Annotated in this window: 26 protein-coding genes; 15 read left to right on the top strand and 11 right to left on the bottom strand. The window is 72.2% G+C overall.

The features are described 5' to 3' along the window. Window positions 1-14 precede the first annotated feature (14 nt). Genes ABD901_RS46220 through ABD901_RS46200 form a run of 5 tightly spaced genes read right to left on the bottom strand, consistent with a single transcriptional unit; the run spans window position 15 to window position 4,760 of the window. Complete coding sequence (locus ABD901_RS46220; RefSeq protein ID WP_345138072.1) at window positions 15-1,319, bottom strand: ABC transporter substrate-binding protein; 1,305 nt, start codon at window positions 1,317-1,319, stop codon at window positions 15-17. Next, window positions 1,255-2,382 (bottom strand): branched-chain amino acid ABC transporter permease, encoded by a 1,128-nt coding sequence (locus ABD901_RS46215; protein ID WP_345138070.1) that lies wholly within the window; start codon window positions 2,380-2,382, stop codon window positions 1,255-1,257. The genes ABD901_RS46220 and ABD901_RS46215 overlap by 65 nt, the downstream gene beginning before the upstream one ends. Further along, window positions 2,382-3,278 (bottom strand): branched-chain amino acid ABC transporter permease, encoded by an 897-nt coding sequence (locus tag ABD901_RS46210; protein WP_345138068.1) that lies wholly within the window; start codon window positions 3,276-3,278, stop codon window positions 2,382-2,384. Before ABD901_RS46210 ends, ABD901_RS46215 begins: the two co-directional genes overlap by 1 nt. Before the next feature lie 13 nt (window positions 3,279-3,291). Beyond that, window positions 3,292-4,002 carry an ABC transporter ATP-binding protein gene (locus ABD901_RS46205; protein ID WP_345138066.1) on the bottom strand — a complete coding sequence of 237 codons (711 nt, stop codon included), beginning with the start codon at window positions 4,000-4,002 and terminating at the stop codon, window positions 3,292-3,294. A 29-nt stretch (window positions 4,003-4,031) separates the two neighbouring features. Further along, window positions 4,032-4,760 (bottom strand): ABC transporter ATP-binding protein, encoded by a 729-nt coding sequence (locus ABD901_RS46200; RefSeq protein ID WP_345138064.1) that lies wholly within the window; start codon window positions 4,758-4,760, stop codon window positions 4,032-4,034. A 260-nt stretch (window positions 4,761-5,020) separates the two neighbouring features. On the opposite strand from ABD901_RS46200, the gene ABD901_RS46195 reads away from it, so the two are divergent. Genes ABD901_RS46195 through ABD901_RS46175 form a run of 5 tightly spaced genes read left to right on the top strand, consistent with a single transcriptional unit; the run spans window position 5,021 to window position 10,368 of the window. Next, entirely contained in the window at window positions 5,021-6,556 is a 1,536-nt protein-coding gene (locus ABD901_RS46195; protein ID WP_345138062.1) for an AMP-binding protein, read from the top strand. Beyond that, entirely contained in the window at window positions 6,556-7,068 is a 513-nt protein-coding gene (locus ABD901_RS46190) for a nuclear transport factor 2 family protein (protein ID WP_345138060.1), read from the top strand. The genes ABD901_RS46195 and ABD901_RS46190 overlap by 1 nt, the downstream gene beginning before the upstream one ends. Then, window positions 7,065-7,796: an SDR family oxidoreductase gene (locus ABD901_RS46185; RefSeq protein ID WP_345138058.1), complete on the top strand. Its 732-nt coding sequence runs from the start codon at window positions 7,065-7,067 to the stop codon at window positions 7,794-7,796. The genes ABD901_RS46190 and ABD901_RS46185 overlap by 4 nt, the downstream gene beginning before the upstream one ends. Then, a complete protein-coding gene (locus ABD901_RS46180) occupies window positions 7,796-8,827 on the top strand; it encodes an NAD(P)H-dependent amine dehydrogenase family protein (protein WP_345138055.1) in 1,032 nt (343 codons plus the stop codon). The genes ABD901_RS46185 and ABD901_RS46180 overlap by 1 nt, the downstream gene beginning before the upstream one ends. Further along, on the top strand, window positions 8,824-10,368 hold the full coding sequence (locus ABD901_RS46175; protein WP_345138053.1) for a long-chain-fatty-acid--CoA ligase: 1,545 nt from the start codon (window positions 8,824-8,826) through the stop codon (window positions 10,366-10,368). The genes ABD901_RS46180 and ABD901_RS46175 overlap by 4 nt, the downstream gene beginning before the upstream one ends. A 21-nt stretch (window positions 10,369-10,389) precedes the next feature. Here ABD901_RS46175 and ABD901_RS46170 read toward each other — a convergent pair whose 3' ends face one another. From ABD901_RS46170 to ABD901_RS46150, 5 genes are all read right to left on the bottom strand, one after another. Then, window positions 10,390-11,085: a VOC family protein gene (locus tag ABD901_RS46170; protein ID WP_345138051.1), complete on the bottom strand. Its 696-nt coding sequence runs from the start codon at window positions 11,083-11,085 to the stop codon at window positions 10,390-10,392. Further along, on the bottom strand, window positions 11,082-11,756 hold the full coding sequence (locus ABD901_RS46165; RefSeq protein WP_345138049.1) for an AMP-binding enzyme: 675 nt from the start codon (window positions 11,754-11,756) through the stop codon (window positions 11,082-11,084). Before ABD901_RS46165 ends, ABD901_RS46170 begins: the two co-directional genes overlap by 4 nt. Before the next feature lie 61 nt (window positions 11,757-11,817). Further along, entirely contained in the window at window positions 11,818-12,774 is a 957-nt protein-coding gene (locus tag ABD901_RS46160; protein ID WP_345138047.1) for a winged helix-turn-helix transcriptional regulator, read from the bottom strand. Then, entirely contained in the window at window positions 12,771-14,294 is a 1,524-nt protein-coding gene (locus ABD901_RS46155; protein ID WP_345138046.1) for a carotenoid oxygenase family protein, read from the bottom strand. The genes ABD901_RS46160 and ABD901_RS46155 overlap by 4 nt, the downstream gene beginning before the upstream one ends. 32 nt (window positions 14,295-14,326) lie before the next feature. Next, window positions 14,327-15,553, bottom strand: coding sequence for an acetyl-CoA acetyltransferase (locus ABD901_RS46150; protein ID WP_345138044.1), 1,227 nt, complete (start codon window positions 15,551-15,553; stop codon window positions 14,327-14,329). Between the two features lie 117 nt (window positions 15,554-15,670). Between ABD901_RS46150 and ABD901_RS46145 the strand changes: the two genes are divergently transcribed. From ABD901_RS46145 to ABD901_RS46130, 4 genes are read left to right on the top strand one after another with little or no spacing between them, the layout of a single operon-like run. Continuing rightward, window positions 15,671-16,870 (top strand): acetyl-CoA C-acyltransferase, encoded by a 1,200-nt coding sequence (locus ABD901_RS46145; RefSeq protein WP_345138041.1) that lies wholly within the window; start codon window positions 15,671-15,673, stop codon window positions 16,868-16,870. After that, window positions 16,867-17,745 carry an SDR family NAD(P)-dependent oxidoreductase gene (locus ABD901_RS46140; RefSeq protein ID WP_345138039.1) on the top strand — a complete coding sequence of 293 codons (879 nt, stop codon included), beginning with the start codon at window positions 16,867-16,869 and terminating at the stop codon, window positions 17,743-17,745. The genes ABD901_RS46145 and ABD901_RS46140 overlap by 4 nt, the downstream gene beginning before the upstream one ends. Beyond that, complete coding sequence (locus ABD901_RS46135) at window positions 17,742-18,554, top strand: DUF1295 domain-containing protein (RefSeq protein WP_345138037.1); 813 nt, start codon at window positions 17,742-17,744, stop codon at window positions 18,552-18,554. The genes ABD901_RS46140 and ABD901_RS46135 overlap by 4 nt, the downstream gene beginning before the upstream one ends. Then, window positions 18,551-19,402: an acyl-CoA thioesterase gene (locus ABD901_RS46130; RefSeq protein ID WP_345138035.1), complete on the top strand. Its 852-nt coding sequence runs from the start codon at window positions 18,551-18,553 to the stop codon at window positions 19,400-19,402. The genes ABD901_RS46135 and ABD901_RS46130 overlap by 4 nt, the downstream gene beginning before the upstream one ends. 56 nt (window positions 19,403-19,458) lie before the next feature. On the opposite strand, the gene ABD901_RS46125 is transcribed toward ABD901_RS46130, so the two are convergent. Next, window positions 19,459-19,653, bottom strand: a complete 195-nt coding sequence (locus ABD901_RS46125) for a hypothetical protein (protein WP_345138033.1) — start codon at window positions 19,651-19,653, stop codon at window positions 19,459-19,461. A gap of 257 nt (window positions 19,654-19,910) precedes the next feature. Between ABD901_RS46125 and ABD901_RS46120 the strand changes: the two genes are divergently transcribed. The 6 genes from ABD901_RS46120 (at window position 19,911) to ABD901_RS46095 (ending at window position 26,011) form a co-directional block, all read left to right on the top strand. Then, window positions 19,911-20,327: a hypothetical protein gene (locus ABD901_RS46120; RefSeq protein WP_345138031.1), complete on the top strand. Its 417-nt coding sequence runs from the start codon at window positions 19,911-19,913 to the stop codon at window positions 20,325-20,327. Window positions 20,328-20,330: 3 nt separating this feature from the next. Then, complete coding sequence (locus ABD901_RS46115; RefSeq protein ID WP_345138030.1) at window positions 20,331-21,797, top strand: COG1470 family protein; 1,467 nt, start codon at window positions 20,331-20,333, stop codon at window positions 21,795-21,797. A 61-nt stretch (window positions 21,798-21,858) separates the two neighbouring features. Continuing rightward, window positions 21,859-22,368: an EXPERA domain-containing protein gene (locus ABD901_RS46110; RefSeq protein ID WP_345138028.1), complete on the top strand. Its 510-nt coding sequence runs from the start codon at window positions 21,859-21,861 to the stop codon at window positions 22,366-22,368. A gap of 203 nt (window positions 22,369-22,571) precedes the next feature. Further along, on the top strand, window positions 22,572-23,402 hold the full coding sequence (locus ABD901_RS46105; protein WP_345138026.1) for a class I SAM-dependent methyltransferase: 831 nt from the start codon (window positions 22,572-22,574) through the stop codon (window positions 23,400-23,402). 178 nt (window positions 23,403-23,580) lie between these two features. Further along, entirely contained in the window at window positions 23,581-25,041 is a 1,461-nt protein-coding gene (locus ABD901_RS46100; RefSeq protein ID WP_345138024.1) for a M1 family metallopeptidase, read from the top strand. A gap of 238 nt (window positions 25,042-25,279) precedes the next feature. Next, window positions 25,280-26,011, top strand: a complete 732-nt coding sequence (locus ABD901_RS46095) for a substrate-binding domain-containing protein (protein WP_345138023.1) — start codon at window positions 25,280-25,282, stop codon at window positions 26,009-26,011. Window positions 26,012-26,065 lie beyond the last annotated feature (54 nt).

Here is a 26,065-nt window from a genome sequence, read left to right as displayed (position 1 = left end):
CCGACCGTCCCTGTCTACTTGGTGAGGTACTTGCTGGAGATGTCGATGACTTCGCCGAACGGCTTGAACTGCGTGTCGGCGGCGTTCCACTGGAAGGGCCGGAAGGCGAGGATGCCCAGCGGCGCGTCGGGTGCCATCTTCCACTTGATCCCGTCGATGAACATCGGCGGTTGGTACTCCTGCACCCTGGCCGCTTCCATGATGCCGGCGTGGCTGAGCTTCGACGACGAGGCCGCGGCCTTCTTGAACACATCGACCATGAGGTCGCCGATCACCCAGCCGTTGACGGTGTAGCTGTTGGTGGGCGCGGCGTTGTTCTGGGCCTTGAGCTTGGCCAGGTAGTCCTGCATGCCCGGGTCGGCGGCGTAGAGGGTGCTGGCCGGGTTCTTGAGCCACACCGGGACGAGCTGGCCGTCGGCGGCGGCGCCGGCCGGCTTGTACAGGGTGTTGCCGTCGACGCAGTTGGAGGGCTGGATGAACGTCTCGGGCTTCCAGCCGCTGCGCCCGACCGCGATCGACAGCGCCGGGCAGTCGGTGGTCACGCCGGCGTCGAAGAGCACCTGGGCGCCGCTGGCGCTCAGCGTCGTGGCGGCCGCCGCCGGGTCGGCCAGCGAGACCTCCTTGACCAGCTCGAGGTTGGTGCCCTGCAGGGCCTTCTTGAACCCGTCGGCGAGGCCCTTGCCGGACTCGGTCTGGTTGGCGGCGATGGCGACCTTCGCGCCGTTGGGGTACTTCTGCTTGAGCAGCTCGACGTCGAAGGCGGTCTCGACGTCGGCGGAGGGCAGGTACTGCGTCGTCCACGGGAAGTTCTTCACGTCGCGGAACGTCGGCACGCCGGACTGGGCGAACAGCAGCGGCACGCAGGCGGCGTTCTGGTCGTCGGCGACGGCGTCGAGCTGCCCCGAGCCGAACACGTCGAGCACGTCGACCTTGTCGCTCTGGATCAGCTGCCCGACGTTGGCCTTCGCCTTGGCCGGGTCGAAGGCGTCGTCGCGGGTGACGACCTCGAGCTTGACGCCGCCGATGCCGCCGGCCGCGTTCTCCACGGCGAAGCGGTCCTTCATGCCCTGCAGCACGGCGCCGACGGCGCCGGCGAGCGGGCCGGACAGGGCCGCCGACCAGCCGACCTTGAGCGTGCCGGTGATCTGCTTCGTGGCCGCGGCCGGATCGTCGCAGTCCGCGACGGGCGCCTTCCAGGCGCCGGCCGCCGCGCTGCCGGTGCCGGCGGCCTCGGGCTCGTCGCCGGAGTTGGCGTTACTGCACGCCGCGAGCAGTAAGGTCGCGATCGTCGCGGCCGCCAGGTAGCGGGGACGCCTCATGGTTGTTCTCCTCTGGAGCAGGCGGGGTGGGGGTGTTCACGCGAGCGGGGCGCAGCTGCACGAGCCGCCCGCTCAGCCGGCTGAGCCCGCCGACGACACCGTCGGGCATCAGGAAGATGATCAGGATCAGGACGACGCCGAACAGCACGCCGGAGAGCTGGCCCTGGCTGACGTTCGACGGGTTGAGGCTGGCCGTCAGGTACGGGATGTAGACGACGGCGAAGGCGCCGACGACGGGGCCGAGCCGGGTGGCGGCGCCGCCGATGACGAGGCCGGTGATGAACTCGATCGACTTGAGCAGGGTGAAGGAGCCGTCCGGGGACAGCGCGGCAAGGTACATCGCGAAGAGGCAGCCGGCGAGGCCGGTGACGGCGCCGGAGAGCCCGAAGACGGAGGTCTTGACGGTGGCGACCCGCACGCCGGATGCGGCGGCGGCGATCTCGTTGTCGCGGGTGGCGATCATGGCGAGCCCGGCACGGCTGCGCACGAGGAGGTGCATGAGCAGCAGCACCGCGCCGAGGGCCACCGCGGACAGCCAGAACAGCCACTGGGTGCGCTCGCCCGGGCCGAAGCCGCTCCACGCCGGCGGGTTGAGCAGCCGGCGGCGGATGACCAGGCCGCGGGCGCCGCCGGTGAGCGCGGAGAAGCGGCGCACCAGCTCGGGGAACGCGACGCCGACGGCCAGGGTGACCAGGGCCAGGTAGAGGCCGCGGATACGCAGCGCGGGCAGGCCGATGACAAAGCCGACGGCGAAGCACAACGCCACGGCGGGCGCGATCGTCGCGAGGGGATCCCAGTTGTACCGCATGACGAGCACGCCGGTGGTGTAGGCGCCCAGGCCGAAGAAGGCGCTGTGCCCGATCGACAGCAGGCCGGTGTAGCCGGTGGCGAGGTTGAGCCCGCTGATCGCGATGGCGTAGATGAAGACGCTGGTGAGCTGCGAGACCCGGAACTGGGCCAGCCCGGAGGCCCACAGCAGCGCGAGCGCGGCGAGCGCCGCGATGGCCAGCAGCAGCAGACGGTGCGGCCAGGTGCCGCGGGTGAGCACGAACGGGGCAGGCATCACACGCGCTCCAGCTGTCTGGTGCCGAACAGGCCGGTGGGGCGCACCACGAGCACGGCGACGATGATGGTCAGGGCCGCGGTCTGCGGCAGGGTGTCGCCGATGAACCCGACGTAGCCCATGATCAGCTGCTGCAGGACGCCGAGGACGAGGCCGCCGACGACGGCGCCGATCGGGCTGTCGAGGCCGCCGAAGAGCGCCGCGGCAGAGGCGTAGATGAGGATCGGGAACATCGTCTGCAGGCCCAGCTGCTGCGGGGAGAGCGGGGTGACGAGCACCCCGGCAACGGCGCCGATCGCGGCGGAGACGGCCCAGCCGAACATGAGGACCCTCCCGGTGCGCACGCCGCTGAGTGCGGCCGACTCGGGGGCGTTGGCGACCGCCCGCATGTGCAGGCCGAGCCGGGTCCGGTTGAACAGCAGGAACATCAGCGCGACGACGACGAGCACGACGAGCCAGACGCCGAGGCCGTCGAAGTACAGGCGGGCGCCGCCGATGGCCACGTAGTCGTCCAGGCCGTTGGGGAAGACGCTGGGCATCACCTTGGTCTCGGAGTTCCACAGCAGCCCGGCGAGGGCGTTGAGCGCGGTGAACAGGCCGAGGCAGACGATGAGCACAGCCATGTCGTTGCGCCTTCGCACCGGGCGGATCAGGGTCCGCTCGATGCCGGCGCCGAGGACGAGCCCGGCGACCGCGGACACCACGAGGCCGGCCCAGATCGGGGCGCCGAGCGTGGTGAGCCACCAGGCGATGTAGGTGGTGAACAGGGCCAGCTCGCCCTGCGCGAAGTTGATGGTGCCGGAGCCCCGAAAGACGATCACCAGTGCGAGGGCCATGATGGCGTACACGCAGCCGTTGGTGATGCCGTCGAAGAGCCGGTCGAGCAGCAGCGACACGGGGTTCCCTCTCCTAGTAGCCCAGGTAGGCGCGGCGGACCGCGTCGTTGTCGCGGAACTCGCCGGCGGCGCCCTGCCCGGCGACCCGGCCGACCTCCAGCAGGTAGGCGCGGCCGGCCAGCGCCAGGGCGAGCTCGGCGTTCTGCTCGACGAGCAGCAGCGCGGTGCCCGACTCGGCGTTGATCCGGCCGAGCACCTCGAACAGCCCGGCCACGATCTTCGGGGCGAGGCCCAGGCTGATCTCGTCGCACAGCAGCAGCCGCGGCCGGCTCATCAGCGCCCGGGCGACGGCGAGCATCTGCTGCTCGCCGCCGGACAGCGTGCCGGCGACCTGCTTCGCGCGGTCCCGCAGCACCGGGAAGACGCCGAACCAGTGCTCGATATCGGCGGCGACCCCGTCGCGGTCGGTGCGCACGGCGGCGCCGACGCGCAGGTTCTCCAGCACGGTGAGGGCGGTGAAGGTGCCGCGGCCCTGGGGCACGAGACTGATCCCGGCCCGCACGACGAGCTCCGCTCGGCGGTTGCCCAGCCGGTGCCCTGCGAAGGCGATGGTGCCGCGGCTGGTCAGCAGGCCGGCGATCGCCCGCATGAGCGTGGTCTTGCCGGCCCCGTTGGCGCCGAGCACGACGACGACCTCGCCCTCCCCGACGGTCAGGTCGACGCCGTGCAGTACCTGCGCCGGGCCGTACCCGGCGACGAGCCCCTCGACCTGCAGCAGGCTCACCGGGTCACCTTCGCCGCGCTGTGGGCCGCTCATGCGGCGGCCCGCCCGAGGTAGGCGGCGGCGACGGTCTCGTCGCGCTGGACGTCCTGCGGCGGGCCGTCGGCGATCTTGCGGCCGGAGTCCATGGCCACGACGTGGTCGCAGATGCCCATGACGAGGCCCATGTGGTGCTCGACGAGCAGCGCCGAGAGCTCGTAGCGGTCGCGGATGCGCTTGATCAGCGCGCCCAGGTCGCGCACCTCGGCGTGGGTCAGGCCGCCGGCGGGCTCGTCGAGCAGCAGCAGCCGGGGATGCGCGGCGAGCGCCCGGGCCAGCTCGACCCGCTTGAGGGTGCCGAACGGCAGCCCCTGCGCCGGGCGGTGCGCCACGTCGGCAAGGTCCAGCGCGGCGAGGATGCCGAGGGCCTCGGCCCGCAGGGCGCGGTGCCGGCCGCGGCGCACGTGCGCGCCGACGACGGTGTTCTCCAGGACGCTCAGCGAGGGAAACAGTGCGAGGTTCTGGAAGGTGCGGGCGACGCCGTGGCGCACGATGCGGTGGCGGGGCACGGCCAGCAGGTCGGCACCGCCGAAGCGGATCGTGCCCGCGTCCGGGCGGTAGATGCGCGTGATGCAGTTGAACAGCGTGGTCTTGCCGGCGCCGTTGGGCCCGATCAGGCCGCAGATCTCGCCGGGGTCCACGGTCAGGCTGATGCCGTCGAGGGCGGTCACACCGCCGAAGTGAATCCGGACGTCGCGAACGTCCAACACAGCAACCGACACCGGCCGCACCTCCGCTTCGAGGGGTCGGGACCACCGCTTACTTCAATTGACGGTGCTACTGGTCTTACTACAACAATCGGAGTTACCCGTCAATGGTCAGTCGCGACGGCCCGACGTCCCCGCAGCTCACGATGACCGCAGGGCGGCCGGGCAACCATCCAGAAACGGTGCGGAAATATTCCAACCACCGGACCCCTGGGCAAGTCACTCTTCTAGTTGTAGCTTGTTGGCACCGTTTGAAGGTTGTTTGGAGGTCAACGATGTTCTCCATCGCCACTGTCGTGCGGCAGGCCGCGCAGGACCGCCCGGGCGCGGCCGCGGTCGCCGGGCAGGACCGCCCCGCCACCTTCGCCGAGCTCGACCGGCGCTCCAGCCAGGTCGCCGCCGGGCTGCTCGCCCTCGGGGTGCGCCGCGGCGACCGGGTGGCCTACGCGGGGCTCAACCGAACCGACGCACTCGACATCATGGCTGGGGCGGCCAAGGCGGGCGCGGTACCCGTCCCGCTCAACTTCCGCCTCGCCGGCCCGGAGCTGGCCGCCGTCCTGGCCGACTCCGGCGCCGTCGTGCTCTTCGCCGAGCCGGCCCAGGCCGCGCTGCTCGCCGGCGCCGAGCTGCCGGCGCTGCGCCGGACGCTCACCCTCGAGCGCGACTACGAGTCCTGGCTGGCCGCGCAGCCCGACGCCGACCCCGGCGTCGTCACCGGCCCGGAGGAGCTGGCCTGCCTGCTGTACTCCTCCGGTACGACCGGCCTGCCCAAGGGCGTCATGATCCGCAACCGCAACCTGCACTCGATGCTCGACGTGGCCCGGCGCCGCTGGCAGCTCGACCCCGGCGACGCCTCGCTGAACGTCTCGCCCTACTTCCACGTGCTGGGCTTCGCCTGGGCCGTGCACAGCATCCGCCAGGGCGCGATCCTGGCCCAGGTCCGCGACGCGGCGCCACAGGCGCTGCTGGGCATGATCGCCGGCGAGCGGGTGCGGGTCGCGGTGCTCGTGCCCGTCCTCATCGACGTCGTGCTGCGCAGCCCCGGCCTCGACGAGGCCGACCTGAGCAGCCTGCGGCTGATCCTCTACGGCTCCGCGCCCATCTCCGCCCAGGTCCTGGTGGAGGCCACGAAGCGTCTCGGCGCCGCGATGGAGCAGTCCTACGGGCTGACCGAGGTCTCCGGCGGCGCCACCTTCCTCAGCCCCGAGGACCACGACCGGGCCCGCGACGAGCCGGGGCTGCTGCGCTCCTGCGGCCGCCCGGACCCCAGCAGCGAGCTGCGGGTGGTCGACCCGGTGACGCTCGCCGACCTGCCCACCGGCGAGCCCGGCGAGGTGCTGATCCGCTCCGCGCAGGTCATGGCCGGCTACTGGCAGCGGCCCGAGGAGACCGCGCACACGCTGCTCGAGGGCGGCTGGATGCGCACCGGCGACGTCGGCCGGCTGGACGACGAGGGGTACCTCTACCTCGTCGACCGGGCCAAGGACATGATCGTCTCCGGGGGCGAGAACGTCTACCCGGCCGAGGTCGAGCGGGTCCTGCAGGCCCACGACGAGATCGCCGAGGTCGCCGTCGTCAGCGCACCGTCGGCGCGATGGGGCGAGTCCCCGGTGGCCGTTGTCGTCCGCGAGCCGGGCAGCGCGCTGACCGAGGAGGCGCTCATCGCCTGGGTCCGCGACCGGCTCGCCCACTACAAGTGCCCGGTCGCGGTGCACTTCGTCGAGGCGCTGCCGCGCAACGCCTCGGGCAAGGTCCTGCGGCGCGTGCTGCGCGAGCCGCTCTGGGAAGGCCACGAACGGAGGGTGGGATAGTGCAGGACGCACTGCGACGGCTGCTCGACAAGCAGGAGATCACCGAGGTCCTGACGCGGTACATGCGGGCCGTGGACCGGGGCGACCTGGACACGCTGCGCGCCTGCTACCTGCCGGGCGCGGTCGAGGAGCACGGCGGGGTCTACAGCGGGCCGGCCGGGGAGTACGTCGACAGCATCGCGCGCACCCTGACCCACCCGAAGGCCGTCACCACCCACGTGCTGTCCAACGTCCTCATCGAGCTCGACGAGGCGGGGACGACCGCCGACGTCGAGTGCTACGTGACCGCGTTCGCCCGGGTGAAGCCGGGCGACACGCTGACCGTGGCCCGGATGCTCGACGTTTTCGGCAAGGTCGACGGCCGCTGGGGCATCCGCCACCGGCGGCTGTTGTGGGAGTGGAACCACGACATGGAGCGAACGGAAGGCTGGATTTTCGGCATGCTCGTCCCCGACCCGTCGGCGCTGCACCGCGGCGCCAAGTTCCCGGCCGACCCGGTGTACGGCTCATGAGCATCGTCGCCCTCGTCACCGGCGCCAACCGCGGCATCGGCCGGGCGTTCGCCGAGGAGCTGCTCGAACAGGGCGCCAAGGTCTACGCCGGCAGCCGCGACCCCGCCGCCGTCACCACGCCGGGTGCGATCCCCGTCGCGCTGGACATCACCGACCCCGCCCAGGTCGCCGCGGCCGCGGCCGCCTGCGCCGACGTCAACCTGCTGGTCAACAACGCCGGCCTGTTCACCAACCAGCGGCTCGTGCAGGCCGGGGACCCCGACGCCGCGCGCGCCGAGATGGAGGTCAACTACTTCGGCACGCTCGCGATGACCCGGGCGTTCGCCCCGGTCCTCGCCGCCAACGGCGGCGGCCAGATCATCAACGTGCTGTCGGTCGCCGCGATCGTGCCGACCGCGTTCATGGGCGGGTACTCGCCGGCCAAGGCCGCCACGCTGTTCCTCTCCGGCATCACCCGGGCCGAGCTGGAGCCGCAGGGCACGAAGGTCACCGCACTCATCGTCGGCTCGGTCGACACCCGCATGGCCGAGCACGTCGACGGGCACAAGGAGGACCCGCGCGACATCGCCCGGGCCGGACTCAAGGCCGCCGCGAAGGGGGAGTGGACCGCCGACACCGACTGGATGGCCGTCGACGCCCGGGCTCGTCTGGCCCGCGACCCCGTGCGCTACGAGCGCGGCCTCGGCCGCCTCATCCACAAGGCGGTGCTGCGGACGGGTCGCGACTGATGGGCACCCGGGTCATCCAGTGGGCCACCGGCGCCATCGGCAAGACCACGCTGCGGGCCGTGCTCGACGCGCCGGACCTCGACCTCGTCGGCCTGTACGTCTACGGCGAGCGCAAGGCCGGCCGGGACGCCGGCGACATCGCCCGCCGCCCGCCGGCCGGGGTCACCGCGACCCGCGACGCCGAGGCGATCCTGGCCCTGGACGCCGACGTCGTCATCCACGCCCCGCGGCTGCGCACCGACTACGGCGAGCACGACGAGGACATCTGCCGGCTGCTGCGCTCCGGCAAGAACGTCATCACCACCGCCGGGCACCACTACCCGGCACCCGAGCGCGCGGCGCGGTTCGAGCGGGCCGCCCGCGACGGCGGCAGCACCCTCTTCGGCGTCGGGGTCAGCCCCGGGGTCATCGGCGAGCGGCTCGCCCTCGCCCTGACCGGCGTCGCGGTCCGGCTCGACCGGGTCGAGATCGACGAGGTCCTCGACGCGCGCGGGATGCCCGACCCCGACTTCGTCTTCAACGTCATGGGCATGGGCGCCGACCCGGACACGGTCGACCTCGAGCGCGGCACCCTGCCGGTGCTCTACGGCGAGCTCTACGCCGAGACGCTGCGCTTCATGGGCGACGCGATGGGCGTGCGGTACGACCGGATCGAGCCCGACCATCACCTCGAGCTCGCCACGGAAGACATCGCCGTCGCCGCCGGCACCATCCGCAAGGGCACCGTCGCGGCGACCGAGTGGCGCTGGCACGGCGTCGTGGCCGGCGAGCGGTTCGTCACCCTGTCGATCATCTGGACGATGGACCCGCAGCGGCCGCGCTACGCCGGGCGCGACCACTGGACCATCCGCCTGCACGGCCGGCCCGGCGTGGTCATGACCGTCAACCTCGTCGAGCCGGACGATCCCGGGGTGCGCACCACCGCCGCGCAGTACGTGACGGCCGGCCCGGTCATCCGCGCCATCCCCCTTGTCCTCGCCGCCCCGCCGGGCATCATGCGCCCGTCCGTCTTCGGCGCGTGGTCGGCGTGAACCGCGACATCTTCGCCCGCCACGCGGACGGCACCCGGGTCGAACGGGTCGCCGACATCATCCGCCGCCGCGCCGCGGCCACTCCGTCGCTCGTCGCGGTCGTCGAGCCGCACCGCAGCACCACCTTCGGCGAGCTCGACGAGCGCTCCAGCCGGGTCGCGCAGGCGCTGCTCGCGCTCGGGGTGGGCCCCGGCGACCGGGTCGCCTACATCGGCGCCAACGCGCCGGAGTTCCTCGAGGTGCTCTACGGCGCCGCGAAGGCCGGCGCGATCGCCACCGCGGTCAACAACCGCCTCGCCCCGCCCGAGATCGCCGCGATCCTCACCGACGCCGAGCCCGCCGTCCTCGTCGTGGACCAGCCGTCGCTGGTGCCGCCGGCGCACGGCGTCCCGCACGTCGTGACCACCGGGCCCGGCTACGAGGCCTGGCTGTCCGCCGCGGACACGGCCGACCCGCTCGTGCCCGTCGCGCCCGGCGACACCGCGGTCATCTTCTACACCTCCGGCACGACCGGCCGCCCGAAGGGCATCATGCTCAGCGGCGACAACCTCGGCCAAGCCCTCGCCACCATGCACTACGACATGGAGCTCACCACCACGTCGGTGGCGATGGCGCCCATCCCGTACTTCCACATCTCCGGCCTGGGCCTGGCGCTGGTGGCCAACCTCAACGGCGCCTCGCTGCTGCTGCAGACCGCGTCCGGGCCGGACGAGCTCATGACGCTGCTGTCCGCGCGGCGGGTATCGCACGCCGCCGTGGTGCCCACGATCCTGCAGACGCTGCTGAACCTGCCCCGCAGCCGGGAGACGGACTGGTCGGCGCTGCGGTACCTGGTCTACGGCGCCATGCCGATCCCGCTGCCGGTGATCCGGGCCGCGACCGACGTCTTCGGCTGCCAGTTCCTGCAGTCGTACGGGCTGACGGAGTCCACCGGCGGCGTCACCGTGCTCTGGCCGCAGGACCACCTGCCGCCGCCGGGCAAGGAGCGCCGGCTGCGCTCGGTGGGCCGCCCGATGCCCGGCGTCGAGGTGCGCGTCGTCGACCCGGTGACCTTGCAGGATCTCCCGGCCGGCGAGCGCGGCGAGGTCATGATCGGCGGCGGGCACGTGATGCGCGGCTACTGGCGCAACCCGGAGGCGACGGCCGCGACGGTCGTGGACGGCTGGGTCCGCACCGGCGACGGCGGGTCGTTCGACGAGGACGGCTACCTGTACCTGCACGACCGGATCAAAGACATGATCGTCTCCGGTGGGGAGAACGTGTACCCGGCCGAGGTGGAGAGCGTGCTGACCGGCCACCCGGACCTGGCCGAGGTGGCGGTCGTGGGCGTGGCGTCGGCGCGCTGGGGCGAGTCCCCGGTCGCGGTGGTCGTGCCGCGCGCGGGCCGGGAACCGGACGAGGCCGAGGTCATCGCCTGGTGCCGGGAGCGCCTCGCCCACTTCAAGTGCCCGGTGGCCGTGCACGTGGTGGAGGCGCTGCCTCGCAATGCCTCCGGCAAGCTGCTCAAGCACGCCCTGCGGGCGACCTACGCTCGCTCGTAGCGGCCGCGGCCGTCTTTCCGCTCACTCGTAGCGGAAGGCGGCCCCGAGCAGCGTCTCGTCGCGCAGTGCGCCGCCGAGTGCGGAGCGGCGCAGCGTGATCGTCCACCGCGGGGTCTCGGCGGCCGGGCGGAAGTGCACCAGCCGGCCGCCGAGGTCGATCGAGCCGGCCGAGGCGGCGGGGTAGCCGAGGATCTCCGCCCACAGCTCGACGGTCGTGGCGGGGTCCCGGGCCGGTACCGTCACCGACACCACGTCGTCGACCAGCGCGTGCGGCGACGGGTCGACGCCCATGCCGTCCCAGAACCAGGCGTCGCGCTCGGCGATGCCGTCCAGCTCCAGCAGCAGCCCGGCGTCGGCGGGGTGGAACTGCACGATCGGGTGGCCCATGACGAGCTGGTCGGCGACGACCCGCACGCCGAGCTTCAGCGCGCGGTCGCGGGCCGCGAGCGGGTCGCCGTGCTGCACCGACAGCGCGTATCCGCCGGGGCCGCGCCGGGCCAGCCACCGCGCGATCGACACGTCCGGGGTGAGCGGGGCGACGAGCTCGAGGTAGGAGCCGCCCGCGAGGGCCATCGTGTCGTCGGCCATGCCGATCGCGGCCAGCTCCGGGTCGGCGAAGCCGGCGCCGAGGCCGAGGTGCTCGCGCAGGAGCCGGCCGTCGGCGGCGATGTCGGGGGTGGCGAGCACGACCTGGCGCAGCAGGGCCCAGTCGGTCATGGGGTGTCTCCTGACGATCGGTACCGTTGCCGCAGGACGCGCTTGAGCACCTTGCCGGCGGCGTTGCGGGGGAGTGCGTCCACCACGTGGACGGCGACGGGGCATTTGAAGTGCGCGAGGCGCTCGCGCGACCAGGCAATCAGCGCCGCGCCGTCGAGGTCGCCGGCCGGGACGACGACGGCGGCCGGGGACTCGCCCCAGCGCGCCGACGGCACGCCGACGACGGCGACGTCGAGCACGGCGGGGTGGGCGGCCAGGACGCGCTCGACCTCGGCGGGGTACACGTTCTCCCCACCGGAGACGATCATGTCCTTGATCCGGTCGTGCAGGTACAGGTAGCCGTCGGCGTCCAACGAGCCGGCGTCGCCGGTGCGCAGCCAACCGTCCACGATGCTCTGCGCCGTTGCCGCCGGGTTGCGCCAGTAGCCGGAGGTGACCGCTGGGCCGCGCACGAGGATCTCGCCGGAGCCGTCGACGCGGACCTCCAGGCCCGGCAGCGTCCGGCCGACGGAGCCCAGCCGGCCATCGGGGCGATGCTCGCCCGGGTCGAGGACGGTGGCGACGCCGGTGGTCTCGGTCAGGCCGTAGGACTGGTGGAACGCGGCGCCGAACACGGCGGTGGCCCGGCTGATGGCGTACGTGACGGTGCGGTCGTCGCCCGTGATTGCCACTTTATCCGGAAATTTCCGAACATTGCGCTCAAGCAGCCCCAGGACCTCGCCCATCGCGCGCCTACGCCGCGTGCTCGATGGTGACGTCGCTGCCGCGCAGCGGCTCCCGGCACTGGTCGCAGGACAGCCGCGGGGTAAAGATGCGCCGGCACTCGGTGTGCCGGTACACCAGCGCCCGGCCCTCCGGCGCCTTGAACCAGCGGTGGCCCCAGTCGAGGGTGCACATGACGACGGGGAAGAACGCGCGGCCCTTTGCGGTGAGGTGGTAGCTGAGCCAGTCGGCCCGGTCGACGCCCGGCGCGGGGCGCAGCACGCCGAGGTCGCAGAAGGTGCGCAGCCGGTCGGCGACCATGGTCGGCGGGGCGCCGAGGCGCTGCTCGAAGTCCTTGAACCGATGCGCGCCGAGGAACGCCGCCCCCAGCAGGGCCGAGGACCAGCGGTTGCCGATGAGCGCCATGGTCTGCGGGAACAGCCCGGGGCTGGCGCTGCTGCCGGCGAACGAACGGCGGCGGGTGGTGGCCGCCGGGACGCTGCGCTCCCAGGTGCCGCTGGGGCCGAAGCCGCCGGTGACGTCGCGCGGCTCGACCGCCTTGCCGCAGGCCGCGCACATGAGCAGCGGCTGGAAGGCCTGCCCGCACCGGCCGTGGCGCATGACCGGCAGCTGCTCCTCGTGCTGCGGTACCCAGGCCGCCTCCCACGCCCAGATGGCGAGCAGGATCGGCCAGGTGTCGCGGCCGCGCTTGGTGAGCCGGTACTCGAAGCGCGGCGGCCGCTGCTGGTAGGCGACCTTCTCCAGCAGTCCCAGCTCGGCCAGGCGGGTGAGCCGGTTCGTCAGCACCGAGTTGGAGATCGGCAGCCGGTCCATGTAATCGCTGTACCGCCGCACCCCTGCGGTCGCGTGGCGCAGGATGAGCAGCGTCCACTCGTCGCCGATGATCCCCAGGGCGTGCGCGACCGCGTTCTGGCCTCCGGCCGCGAGCTGTGTGGGGGCGTCTCCGGGGTTTTCGATGTCGGTCATGCAGGGCCCATCCGCAGGGCGGCGGCCATGGTGTCGGCGGTGCCCCAGCCGGGAATCGAGGAGCCGGCGGCCCAGGTGGCGTGGGTGCCGCTGGAGATCCGCTCGGGCAGTGCGATGCGGGCGACCGGCCCGTCGGCGACCCGCTGGGCGTCGAAGACGAGGCACTCGGAGGCGTCGCGGTTCATGTCGGTGACGATGGTGACAAGGTAGCCGTCGTCCTCGCCGCTCGAGCCGACGCGGGGCGCCATCGCGGTCTCGCTGCCGAAGACGCCCTCGCCGAAGGCGTACCGCTCGTCGTGGCCGGTCTGCAGGTCGTGCTTGACCACGCCGTCGAACAGGAACCAGCCCTCCACGCCGGTGGCGGCGTAGGCGTAGCGGTTGCGCCGGCCCGCGTGCCGGCCGTTGATCATGCCGAACTCGGTGACCGTGTCACGCAGCCGCTCCTCGCGGACCTGACCGGTGACCAGGTTGAGCCGCCACCGGTGCAGGTGCGACTGCATCCGGTCGAGGGCCAGGAAGCGGAACATGCGCTGGTAGTACGAGCCGTCGCCGCGGTCCTGGGGCTCCGGGTCGTCCTGGAAGAAGCCGTCCAGGACGATCTCATCGCCCTCCTCGTAGGCGTTGACCCAGTGCAGCACGTAGGTCGGGTCGGCCTCGAACCAGCGCACCTGCTCCGAGGTACCCCGGCGCGGCACCACCCCGATGCGCAGCGGCAGCTCCGGGTGGAAGCGGGCCGCGTGCACGCCCTGAGCGAGCAACTCCGGCTCCCAGAACAGCGGGCAGTCGTTGAGGATCGCGTAGTGCTCGGTGTAGGCCATGTCGTGCGGCAGGCGCGGCCCGGGCAGCGGCACGTCGATGTAGTGCACGAGGTGGTTGCGGTCGTCGACGACGCCGTAGTGCAGGTACGGCGCCTCCTTGCCGTAGTTGAAGAACAGCAGCTCGCCGGTGTGCTCGTCGCTCTTCGGGTGGGCCGAGACGCCCCACTGGCCGGGGAAGCTCCCGCCCCACGTCGACTTGCCCAGCGTGTCGAGGGTCAGCGGGTCGAGCCGGTAGAGGTCGCCGCACTGGTAGAAGCTCGACAGCGCGACCCCGGCGTGCACGACGACGTCGGTGCTGGAGGAGTCCTTCAGCCCGCCGCGGGCGCCCCGGCCGGGGCGCAGGCTCGCCGCGGGCGGCTCGGCCAGGCCCGCCCACAGCGGCTCCTTCGTCTCCTGCTCGGCGAGGAAGCCGTCGGTGCGCACGAAGCGGTTGCGGTAGAAGGCCTTGCCGTCCCGGAAGCCGACGACGTGGATCATGCCGTCGCCGTCGAACGGGTGGTAGCGGCCGGCGATCGCGGGGTGCACCGGGTTCTCGGTGTTGCGCAGGTACACGCCGTCGAGGTCGGCCGGAATCTCCCCGGTCACCGTCAGGTCGTCGGCGCGCCATTCGCTGGTCTGCGGCCGCCACGGCCCGGTGCGGTAGGGGTGGTCGTCGTCCTCCGGCAGCGTGGACAGGGCGTGCCCAACCAGCTCGACGTCCATCGTTCGCTCCCTAGATACGGTCTGTGGGCCGGCTATGCCGCGCCGACGACGAGGCTGACCGTCGTCGTGGTGCTGCCGCCGATGTTGAGGGTTGCGAAGGTGCGCGCCCCGGGCACCTGGTAGTCGCCGGCCGCGCCGGTGACCTGCCGGTGCGCGTCCAGGAGCATCCGCACGCCGGTGGCGCCGACGGGGTGGCCGCCGCCGATGAGCCCGCCACTGGGGTTCATCGGGATCCGTCCCCCGATGGCCAGCTCGCCGGACTCGACCGCCTTCCAGCTCTCGCCGGGCGCGGTGATGCCGAAGTGGTCGATCGCCGCGTACTGCGACATCGTGAAGCAGTCGTGGGTCTCGATCCCGTCGAGGTCCTCGACGCCGCCGACGCCGGCCCGGCCGAACGCGTCGAGTACGGCCCGGCGCACGTGCGGCAGCACGTACGGCTCGTCGGCGCTGCGCCGCAGCTTCTGCTCCAGCGGCAGCCCGACGGTGGCGTGGCCCCAGCCGAGCACCCGCGACAGCGGCCGCCGGGCCAGGCCCGGGTGGGCGGCCAGGTAGCGGTCCGAGACCAGCACCACGCCGGCCGCGCCGTCGGTGACCTGGCTGCAGTCGTTGCGTCGCAGCCGCCCCTCGACCGGCGGGTTGGCCGCGTCGTCGGCGGTGAAGCTCGCGTCGGTGAAGCTCCATGCGCGCGTCTGCGCGTTGGGGTTGACCCGGGCGTTGGCGAAGTTGAGCCGGCCGATCTCGCGCAGGTGCGCGTCGTCGAGGCCGAAGCGCTTGTCGTACTCGTCGGCCAGCGCGCTGAACATGTACGGCCACATGAACTTGGCCTGCTGCCCCTCGTGGCCGACCCAGGCGGCGGCGCCGAGGTGCCCGGCGGCCTCGTCGCCGGGGACCGTGCGCTCCAGCTCGGCGCCGAGGACCAGGGCCACGTCGTAGCGCCCGGACTCAAGATCCGCCATGGCGGAGAGCACGGCGATGCCGCCGGAGGCGCACGCCGCCTCGTGCCGGGCGGCCGGGATGCCCCACAGCCGCTCGTCGACCGTCGCCGGCATGCCGCCGAGCTGACCCTGCCCGGTGAAGAGCTGGCCGAAGGCGTTGCCGACGTGGATCACCCCGATATCGGCGGGATCGATGCCGGACGCGTCGAGGGTGCCGGCCACCACCTCCGCGAAGAGCTCGGCAAAGCCGTGCCCGGCGCGGGCCCAGTTGCGGGCGAAGTCGGTCTGGAAGCCACCTGCGACCCACGTGCCAGACGTTGCCATGAGCCACCTCCATTCAAGCTTCCTTACTATAACAACCAGAGTCGCCCGTCAACGTACACGGGGCACAGTCGCAGCTCGGTATTGCCTAAGCGGCCCGATGAGACTACACCTAACAGAGTGACTACACGCGACGTCTACGTCTTGGAGTACCTGCGGACGGCGCGCGGCAAGGGCTCGGCGAAGGGTTCCCTGCACCACCTCAGCCCGACCGAGCTCGTCGTGCGCCTCCAGCATGCTCTCGTCGAGCGGACCGGGCTCGATCCGGGCCGCATCGACGACGTGACCCTCGGCCTCGCTTCCCAGAGCGGCGAGCAGGGCGCGAACCTTCCCCGCACCGCCGCGCTGCTGGCGGGCTGGGGCGACCGTGTGCCCGGGGTCAGCCTCAACCGGTTCTGCGCCTCCGGCATCGACGCCGTGGCGCAGACCGCCGCCCGGGTCCGCGCCGAGGACCTCGACCTGGCCGTCGCCGGGGGCGTCGAGAGCGTCTCGCGGGTACCGATGTTCTCCGACGACGGCCCGCTGTGGAGCGACCCGGACACCATCCGCCGGGTCGGCTCGATCCACATGGGCATCGCCGCCGACCTCAACGCCACCCTCGACGGCTGGAAGCGCGACGAGCTCGACGCCTACGGCCTGGAGACCCAGACGAAGGCCGCCGCCGCCTGGGACGCCGGCCGTTACGCCCGCGCGGTGGTGCCGATCGACGGGTTCGCCGCCGACGAGCTGGTCCGCCGCGGCACCACCCTGGAGGGCCTCGCCGCGCTGCCGCCGGCCTTCGCCGAACTCGGCGCCGCGGGCCAGGACGCCATCGCCCTGGCCGCCCACCCCGAGGCCGGCGCCGTCGAGCACCGCCACACCGTCGGCACCTCTCCCGCCCTCGCCGACGCCGCCGCCCTGGTCCTGCTCGGCACCCGCGCCGCCGCCGAGGCGAGCGGCCTGGCCCCCCGGGCCCGCGTCCTGGCGGCCGCGACCGCGAGCACCGACCCGGTCATCATGCTCACCGCCGGCCAGCAGGCCGTCGAGAAGGTCATCGCCAAGGCCGGCCTGCGCCCAACCGACATCGACGTGTTCGAGTTCGCCGAGGCGTTCTCGGCGCTGTGCCTGCGCTTCCGCCGCGACCTCGGCGCCGGCCCGGACCGGATGAACCCCAACGGCGGCACCATCGCCATGGGCCACGCCTTCGGCGCCACCGGCGCCATCCTGCTCGGCCAGTGCGTCGAGGAGCTGCACGAGCGCGGCGGGCGGTACGGGGTCGCCGCGGTCAGCGGCGCCGCCGGCCTGGGCGTGGCCGTCCTCGTCGAGCGGGTCGACGCGTGAGCGCCGTTGACCTGACCGGCCGGGCCGGCATCGTCACCGGCGGCGGCAAGGGCCTCGGCCGCGCCTTCGCCCTGCACCTCGCGTCCCTCGGCGCCGCCGTCGTGGTCAACAACCGCAACCGCGAGGTCGACTCGGCCGGCCGGGTCGCCGCCGAGATCACCGCCGCCGGCGGGCGCGCCGTCGCCGACTACAGCGACGTCGCCGACCCGCACGCCGGCGAGGACCTCGTCGCGCTCGCCCTGCGCGAGTTCGGCCGGCTCGACTTCTGCGTCACCAGCGCCGCGGTCAGCGCCCCGGCGATGTTCCACAAGACCTCGCTGGAGGCCTTCGCCGCCGTACAGGCCGTCAACGTCCTGGGCACCGCCGGCGTCGCGGCCGCCGCCGCCCGGCACCTGCGCGCCGCCGGCGGCGGGCGGATCGTCCTCGTGGCCAGCACCGCCGGCCTGCACGGCGAGCCGACCGTCTCGGCGTACGCGGCCAGCAAGGGCGCCGTCATCGCCCTCGGGCGGACCATCGCCGAGGAGGGCGCGGCCCGCGGCGTGCTCACCAACGTGCTGCTGCCCTACGCGACCACGCAGATGACCGACGCCGGTATGGCCGAGCAGTTCCGCGACGCCATGACCGCCGATTCGGTCGCACCGGTCGTCGCCGCCCTCGTCGACCCGCGCGGCACCCTCAACGGCGAGGTGATCGTGGCCGCGAACGGGTCGCTGCGCGCGACCGCCACCATCGAGTGGGGCACCGTCCGGGTCCCCGCCGCCCTCGACCCCGAGGGCCTCGCCGGGCTGCTGGCCGCCAGCCGGGCCGGCAAGCCGCACGAGTACCGCACCGCGCAGGACGCCTTCGCGGACTTCGCCGGGGAGACAATGCCGTGAACTGGACCGACCTGCTGCTCAACCTCGGCGCCACCGTCGTGGCGGTCGCGCTGACGATGGCCGCCACGATGCTGTACGCGCTGCGCCGCGGCGAGCAGAGCATCGTCGACACCGTGTGGGGCCTCGGCTTCGTCGTCGTGGCCGCCGTGTCGTTCCTGCTCTCCGCGGGCGACGGCGACCCCGTCCGGCGCTGGCTCACCCTCGCCCTCACCGCGGCGTGGGGCATCCGCCTCGGCGCCTACATCTTCGCCCGCAACCACGGCAAGGGCGAGGACCCGCGCTACGCGGCGCTGCTGCGGCGCAACCAGGGCCGGCTGGTGCCGTACGTCATCCGCACCATCTACTGGCCGCAGGGCGCCATCATGTGGGTCGTCTCGCTGCCCGTCCAGGTCGCCATGTACGCGGAGGCGAAGCCCGGCATCCTCACCTGGGCCGGCGCCGCCGTCTGGGCCGTCGGCTTCGCGTTCGAGACGGTCGGCGACGCGCAGCTGGCCCGGTTCAAGAAGGATCCGGCCAACGCCGGCCGGCTGATGGACCGCGGCCTGTGGGCGTGGACCCGCCACCCGAACTACTTCGGCGACAGCGTCGTGTGGTGCGGCCTGTTCCTGCTCGCCTGCTCCCACTGGGCCGGCCTGCTCACCGTCGTCAGCCCGGTCCTTATGACGCACATGCTGCTCAACAAGAGCGGCAAGGCGCTGCTGGAGCGGCGGATGAGCCGCTCCCGCGGCCCCGAGTACGCCGACTATGTCGCCCGCACCAGCGGCTTCCTCCCGCGCCCGCCCCGCCGCGCCGCCGGCCGGGCCGCATGAGGCACGACACCGCCGACCTGCTGGACGTCCTGGACCTCCGGCGGGTCGGCGAGCACACCTTCGAGGGCCGCAACAGCGCCCTCGACCTGCCCCGGGTCTTCGGCGGCCAGCTCGCCGCGCAGGCGCTGGTCGCGGCCGGGCGCACCGTCGCGCCGCCGCACGTGCCGCAGTCGCTGCACGCCACCTTCCTGCGCCCCGGCCGCCCCGAGCGGCCGACCCGCTTCACCGTCGAGCGCGTTCGCGACGGCCGCGGCCGCACCACCCGGGCGGTCACCGCCACCCAGGACGACCGGGCGGTGCTGCGCCTCACCGCAGCGTTCGGCGCCCCCGCGACCGGCGTCACCCACCAGGTCCCGGCCCCCGAGGCCGGCGCGCCCGAGTCGGCCCCCACCCTCGACGAGAGCATCGCCGACCTCGGCGGCCTCGCCGGCCTGTGGACCGACTTCGGCGCCGTGGAGATCCGCGTCGCCCCGCACCCGCCGGCGCACCCGTCCCGCGGCCTGGTCTGGATGCGCGCGGCCGGCCCCCTGCCCGACGACCCAGCCGTTCACGCCGCGGTGCTCTGCTACCTCACCGACCTGACCCTGCTCTCCGCCGCCCTGGTACCGCACGGGCTGCGCCTGGGCCGGGAGCGCGACCACGACCACGCCTGGGACACCGTCTCCCTCGACCACGCCCTGTGGCTGCACCGAATTCCACGGGCCGACGAGTGGCTGCTGTTCGACCAGCAGTCCCCGGTCGCCTCCTGGGGCCGGGCCCTGGCCACCGCGCAGGTCTTCGACCGCTCCGGCGAGCTCGTCGCCACCGTCACCCAGGAGGGCCTGCTCGTGGCCACGCCCCTGACCTGACCTTTCTCCGACGGACAGTGCGCCCCCACCCGAGCGGGTAGGGCGCTGCAGCACGTTTACTCGCACTTATCGCCGCCGCGTACCGTCCGGGACGGCGCGACCGGTGTCAGGTCGCCGACGTCGAGCCCGTGCCGGTGCAGCAGCTCCTGCAGCTGACTGGTCGTCACCCAGTGCTCGGCGCCCCACGGGTCAACGGCGCGGTGCCACATGCGGTCGCCGGTGCCGTCACGGCCGCTGTGCAGCCCGATCACCCGCCGGCCAGACGGCAGCCGGGATGACCTGCTGCCGCGGGGTCAACCATTTTGGGTCCGACCCGCCCTCGCCACAAGGGGCAGTCGCGAGTGTTGGGGCGGCCGTCGCCAACGTTCCCCCGACGGTCGCGCGTCACGTGCCACCGGCCGGTGCGCCCGCCTTCGGCGAGATCGGTACGGTCGATACTCGTCCGGCCTCGCAACATATACCGTGTGGGGTCCGCGGGACACAGCACACGGACGTGGGAGTGGTTCGGTTGACGGGTCTGGAAGCGCTGGTCGTCGGGTACTTCATCAACTGGGCCAAGCAGAAGGTGAAGACCGTCGGCACGCACGTCGACGGTCGGTTCGACAAGGCACTGAAGGCCCTCGTGGACCGGGTGCTCGGCAAGCTCGGTGCCGATTCCGCGCTGCGCCAGCTGGAACGCGAAGCGGCAGAGGGCGTGGACGATCCGCTCACCGCCCAGCGGGTCGAGCTGTCGGTGCGGCAGGCCGTCCGGGCCGATCCGGCCTTCGGCGCGGATCTCGCCGCGTTGGTCCGGGAGGCCCAACGACTCGGGCCGACGACCGGCGCGCACACGTCCGTGGTGATCAACGCCGTCGTCAACGACCAGGCACAGGCGCCGATCGCCGGGGGCAACATGACCAACTACTTCCACACCCCTCGGGACTAGTCGGTGGGGGACGAGCAGGAGCCGCGGCCGCCGCAGCACATCAACGCCAGCGCGTCGGGGCACGCCCAGATGCCGATCGCCGCCGGGAACATGATCAACTACTGGGGCGACGCGGCCAACCAGCGGGACTTCCGGCTGCACCTGCATCACGAAGCCGATGAGGTCGTGCTGGAACCCGACCGCGCCACGCTGTTCGCCATCGAGATCCGCAACGACGCCGCCAGCGAACAGCGGCTCGAGCTCCTCGTGCCCGAGATGCCGGAGAGCACCTACCAAATCCGCACGGCGGACGGTGTGCTGCATCCAAAGGGAAAGGCCATCGTCTCGGTGCCACCGTCGGCCGATGTCGTCGCGACGCTGATCGTCCGATGCCGCCCGCAGGAGCCTCCCGCCGGGATCCGCGATATCAGTGTCTTCGCCGCGGACCCCGTCAACCGCCAGCGCTGCGCCACCAGCCGTCCGAAACGCGTGCGCGTGCTGCCGAAGCCGGCGCTGAAACTGGACGCCGCACCGTTCACGCAGGTACCAGGCACCATGCGGTACACCACGCAGGTGGCCGTGACCAACTCCGGCAATGCCCGCGTGGCCGGCACCATCGAGGCGGTACTGCCCGCTCCAGCGGGACAGGTGCCGCTGTGGAGAGCGGCCTGCGAGGGCAGCTTCGAGCTGCTGCCGGGCGCGAGCGGCAGCGTCACAGTGTCTGTCGCGCTTACCGGACGGGCGTTCGGGGAACGCACCTTGCGCGTGCCCCTGCGCGCCGCCGTCGACCGCGACGGCGTCACGCTCGAACCCGACCACCTCGAGCTGGTCGACCGTGGCCTCGGCCAGGACCTGCAGGAGGCCGCTGCCGCGCTCGTCCGATGGGGTCGGCGCCCCGTCACGGCACCACGAGGCCTGCTTGCCAGCGGCGCCGTCGGCCTCGTCGTGCTGGTGATGCTGCTGAGCAACTGCCAGGGCCCCGGCACCAGGGCCGCGTCGCCGTCGCCGACCGCGAGATCGTCGGCTCCGCGGGTCGCGATGTCCCCCACGCCGAAACCGTCCGAGGCGGTGGCCTACAGCGCCGACTGGCCGGGCCTGCCGTGCGGGCCGTTCGACGGCGGCGCCGCCGGACCCACCGGATCGCTGTGCCGGTTCGGCGGCGCCGAGCTGTACCTGTGGTCGTACCCGAGCCAGGACGCCCGCAAGGCCGACCGGGACAAGCGAGCCGCGCTCGACGCGAAGGGGTGCGCCACCCAGAGTCGGCACGGCACCTGGACGGGGTCCGGCGGGCGCGGCGGCCAGTACCTGGAGTACTCCGTCACGGACACCACCGGGCAGTGCTGGGCGCGGATCTGGTGGGACGGTGGCGACAACGACCCGGCCAGTGTCGACGCGGCGATGCTGTCGGCGAAGTGGGACGCCGACCTGCACGGCTCGTGGGACCCACTGCGGTCGGTGTGGCTCAGCCACGGGTACCAGTTCGGCGCGTAGCCGTGCCCCATCAGCACTGATGCCTGGAGTGTGTCAGCGCAGGTGGCTACGATCGCCAACCATGGCCAGGCCAGTGCCCGTAAACCTCGCGCTTCGCGACCGCAGGATCGACATCTTCTTCGCCGTCGTCTTCTCGGCATTCACGGTGACCTCGATAATCAGCGACCTGTTACCGACGGTCGGGGTCGACTTCTCGCAGCCGTCCGACAACTTCTTCGTGCAGTCAAACTACTGGTACGCGCACGACGCGGACCCGCTGTTCATGAACCCTCCGGACTGGATGCGGATCATCACCGGGCTCTCCGCCTTCGTGTACATGCCCTTCTACATCGTGCTGGTGTACGCGTTGCTCGCCGCACGGAACTGGATCCAGCTACCGTCGGTGATCTACGCAACCATGATCTCCTCGCTCACCGGCATCGTCGTGTTCGGCGTCGAGTTCTTCGGCGAGCCGGAGTTCCGTACCCAGAACGCCGTCAAGTTCCTGCTGTTCAACCTGCCGTACGTGCTGGTGCCGCTGGTCCTGCTGGTCCGGATGCGCAAACCCCTGCCGTTCACCAGACGCTTCTAGCCGGCACGAGCCGGGCGCCGCAGGTCAGAGGCGGTGCCGGAGGACTGGGACCCGTACGACCGCCACCTCTGAGCCGGTCGCCGACCATACCCGGCCACCGCGCACCCTGATGTCCGCGCCTGCAGAGGCAAGCAACGGGCTGATCATCGTCTCGCCCAGCTTGCCGGCGCAGTGTCGATACCGCGGCACGGCATAACGCGGCGTTGTGGTCGGAGGTTGTTGAGGAAGGGGAAAGTCGCCACCCCTGCAACGGGTCTGAGCGCGATACCGTCTCTGGCATGCACGGGCGCTCGTCACGTTCCTTCGATCGCATCGCCGACCGGTACGACGACCGGCGCGGCGGCGCTGAGCGAGGCGTTGTGCTGGCCGCCGATATCGAGCCTTGGCTGTCGCCGGGATCTGTGCTCGAGGTCGGCGTCGGCACCGGCGTCGTTTCCGTCGCGTTGCGTGCGCTCGGCCGCACCGTGTTCGGGGTCGACCTGTCCGGCGGCATGCTGCGCCACGCGCGGCAACGCCTCGGCCCGAGCGTCGCGCAGGCCGACGCCACCGCGCTGCCCTTCGCCGACGCCTCCGTTGACAACGCCGTGTTCGTCACCGCGCTGCACGCGATCGGCGACGTCTACGGCGCCATCGAGGAGGCGGCCCGCGTGGTGCGGCCCGGCGGGCGGGTCGTGGCGGTGCACGGCATTCCCCGGCGTACGCCCGACGACGACGACATGAACGCGGCCGTGGCACCGCTTGCGCCGCTGCGTGACGACCGGCCCGACACCGCGCCGACGCTCGACGCTGCGGCGGCGGCCGCCGATCTAAGACCTGCGGGCGTGGCCTGGGTGGCGTCGACGGGGTTCGCGGAGTCGCCGAACGAGTTCGCGACGACCATTGAAGAACGCCAGTGGTCGTACCTGTGGAATGTCGACGACGCAACCTGGCGCCGCGTGGTGCTGCCCGCCGTCGAGCGCTTGCGGGCCCTGCCTGATCCGGATCGGCCGCGAACCTATCGTCTCTCTCCGCGCCTGGTCGCATACCAAGCGTGAACAATGTTCGCCGGCGCCGTGGCCGGCGCAACCCCACCGACGCCCTCCGGACCTCGTGACTGCCGCGCGGAGGCCTCGATGGTGGTCGCGCCCTCCCGCTCTACTGGCCTTGACCGAATCGGCCGGGCTCGTTGTCACGGGGCATCGGGGCGAGCCGCGGTATCGTATGGTCTGCGCCGTGCGTCGATCATGGCTCCCAGTCGTTCTCTCCGCGGCCCTGCTCACGGCGGCCTGCACCGATAGCAACCCGAAGCCCGAGGCCACCAACAGTGCGGCGCCCAGCGTCTCGCCCAGCCCGGCCGGCCCCGACTACAGCGTGTGGGCGGCGGGTCGCTCTACGCCGGTCGCCGATCCGGTGTACCCCAACTACGGCAACTCCGGTGTCGACGTGCTGCACTACGGGCTCGACCTCGCCTGGCAGCCGGAGACGAAGACGCTGACCGGCACGGCGACGCTCCAGCTTCGCGCCGCGGCCGATCTCACCGAGGTGAAGCTCGACTTCTCGAAGGCATATGCGCTCGACGGGGTCACGCTGAACGGGGTGGCCGCCACCGGTACCGTCGCGGACACGAAGCTCACGGTCCCCGGAACGGTTGCCAAGGACGCGTTCGCAACACTCGTCGTCAAGTACCACGGCACGCCGACGACGGTGCCGATGCCGTCGCACCGCAGTGACGTCGAGCCGCTCGGGCTGACCGTCACCAAGGACGGCGGCCTGTGGACGATGCAGGAGCCGTACGGCGCGGCCACCTGGTATCCGGTGAACGACCAGCCGTCGGACAAGGCGCTGTACGACATCGCGGTGACCGTGCCGGACGGCTGGTCGGCGATCGCGAGCGGCACGCTGAAGAGCCAGGACGGCAACACGTTCAAGTACACCGCGGCGCAGCCGGTGGCGAGCTACCTGACGACCCTGGCCGTCGGGCAGTACAAGAAGGAGGCGGCGACCGGTCCGCACGGGATCCCGCTCACCTACTGGTACCGGCAGGGCCCGGACGACAAGGCCCTGCCGTACCTGCGTAAGTCGCCGCAGTATTTGGACTGGCTGGAGAAGCACTTCGGCCCGTATCCGTTCGACAGCGCGGGCGTCCTCATGGTGCCGTCGGTCTCCGGCATGGAGACCCAGCAGATGATCACCATGGGCCTGCCCGACTACGGCAACGACGCCAACTTCAAGGCCGGTTTCGACGCCGACCTGCTGCACGAGTACGCCCATCAGTGGTTCGGCGACGCGGTCACCCCGACGAACTGGAACGACCTTTGGCTCAACGAGGGCTGGGCCTCCTACGCCCAGCACCTGTACACCAACGAGCGCGACAAGGTCACGGCCAAGCAGTGGGAGGACTGGGCCCGCGGCGTCGACGCCCGGCTGCGCAAGAACCTCGGCCCGCCCGGCAAGCCCAAGGCGGACAGCTTCGCGGAGAGCAACGTCTACATGTGCCCGGCCCTCATGCTGCACCAGATCCACAAGCAGATCGGTGACGCCGCGTTCTTCGCGATGGCGACCGACTGGGCGCAGAAGAACCGCGGCACGACCCAGGACCGGGCCTCGTTCATCGCGTTCGTGAACCAGCACACCGGCAAGGACTTCACGTCGCTCATCAACACCTGGCTGGACTCTCCGACCACACCGAAGTAGACCCCTGAAGGGGAACCCGCCAGATCGAGCGCATACACCAGACGGCTTTGCCGTCGGCGGTCGGGCGGGTGCCCCACCCAGGGCCTCGGCAAAGTCGTTGGGTGAGCGGGCGGGGCCGTCGCTGCCCGAACGCGTCGCGGCCGCGAGATGTTCACCTGACGAATATTCGTCGTCCGCGGGCCGTCCGATCTTGGGGATACCCGCAAGGTCCACGCTGCCCCCGCACGGGGGGTGTCGCATGATGATTCGTTTCCGGGCGGTTGGTGCTGCCATTGTGCTCGGCGCGCTGCTGAGTGTCGCCGGGATCGCCGGGCCGGCGGCCGCGGCCGGGTACGTGACGATCTCGGGCGGCGGCTCGACGATGGCGTTCAACGCGTTCCAAGCATGGTCGGGCAATGTCGCGCAGTTCGGGATGCGGGTCGACTACGAGCGCTCCGGCAACACCGCGGGCCGGTCGAAGTTCCGCGAGGGCGTGTACGACTGGGCCGTGTCCGACATTCCGTACGGCGTCGACGACCAGCCGCCCGTGCGCGGGTACACGTACGTGCCGAGCGTCGCGGTCGCCACGACGTTCGTATACAACCTGAAGATCGGCACCACGCGGGTCACGAATCTGCGCCTGTCCGGCGAGACCGTCACGAAGATCTTCACCGGTGCGCTGACCCGGTGGAACGACCCGGCGATCGCGGCGGACAACCCCGGCCTGGCCCTGCCGGCGATCCCGATCGTGCCGGTCGTCCGCTCCGACTCGGCGGGCACGACGTTGCAGTTCACCCGGTGGATGGCCGCCCGGCATGGGCCGACCTGCGGGTGCGTGCCGACCTCGGCGTTCCCGGTCCCGCCCGGCTCCGGCATGATCGCGCAGCCCGGCGACCTCGGGGTGTCCGGCTACGTAGGGCAGTACGGGGCGAACGGCACGATCGGCACTGGCCAGCGGCGCGTGAGTACGACGAGGATCAACGTCGGCTGAAGGCGGCCGCGGCCGGACCCGGCGGGTGGTGATCTTGTGAGACGTCTTGCAGAA

The sequence above is a fragment of the Dactylosporangium darangshiense genome (assembly GCF_039537565.1).
Lineage (GTDB): Bacteria > Actinomycetota > Actinomycetes > Mycobacteriales > Micromonosporaceae > Dactylosporangium > Dactylosporangium darangshiense.
This window is presented reverse-complemented; position numbering and strand designations above follow the sequence as displayed.

Bases quoted from the DNA above. Each gene is read 5' to 3' on its own strand.
- ABD901_RS46220 (WP_345138072.1), bottom strand. From the start codon at position 1,319: ATGAGGCGTCCCCGCTACCTGGCGGCCGCGACGATCGCGACCTTACTG.
- ABD901_RS46215 (WP_345138070.1), bottom strand. From the start codon at position 2,382: ATGCCTGCCCCGTTCGTGCTCACCCGCGGCACCTGGCCGCACCGTCTG.
- ABD901_RS46195 (WP_345138062.1), top strand. From the start codon at position 5,021: ATGTTCTCCATCGCCACTGTCGTGCGGCAGGCCGCGCAGGACCGCCCG.
- ABD901_RS46185 (WP_345138058.1), top strand. From the start codon at position 7,065: ATGAGCATCGTCGCCCTCGTCACCGGCGCCAACCGCGGCATCGGCCGG.
- ABD901_RS46180 (WP_345138055.1), top strand. From the start codon at position 7,796: ATGGGCACCCGGGTCATCCAGTGGGCCACCGGCGCCATCGGCAAGACC.
- ABD901_RS46170 (WP_345138051.1), bottom strand. From the start codon at position 11,085: ATGACCGACTGGGCCCTGCTGCGCCAGGTCGTGCTCGCCACCCCCGAC.
- ABD901_RS46160 (WP_345138047.1), bottom strand. From the start codon at position 12,774: ATGACCGACATCGAAAACCCCGGAGACGCCCCCACACAGCTCGCGGCC.
- ABD901_RS46155 (WP_345138046.1), bottom strand. From the start codon at position 14,294: ATGGACGTCGAGCTGGTTGGGCACGCCCTGTCCACGCTGCCGGAGGAC.
- ABD901_RS46150 (WP_345138044.1), bottom strand. From the start codon at position 15,553: ATGGCAACGTCTGGCACGTGGGTCGCAGGTGGCTTCCAGACCGACTTC.
- ABD901_RS46130 (WP_345138035.1), top strand. From the start codon at position 18,551: ATGAGGCACGACACCGCCGACCTGCTGGACGTCCTGGACCTCCGGCGG.
- ABD901_RS46110 (WP_345138028.1), top strand. From the start codon at position 21,859: ATGGCCAGGCCAGTGCCCGTAAACCTCGCGCTTCGCGACCGCAGGATC.
- ABD901_RS46095 (WP_345138023.1), top strand. From the start codon at position 25,280: ATGATGATTCGTTTCCGGGCGGTTGGTGCTGCCATTGTGCTCGGCGCG.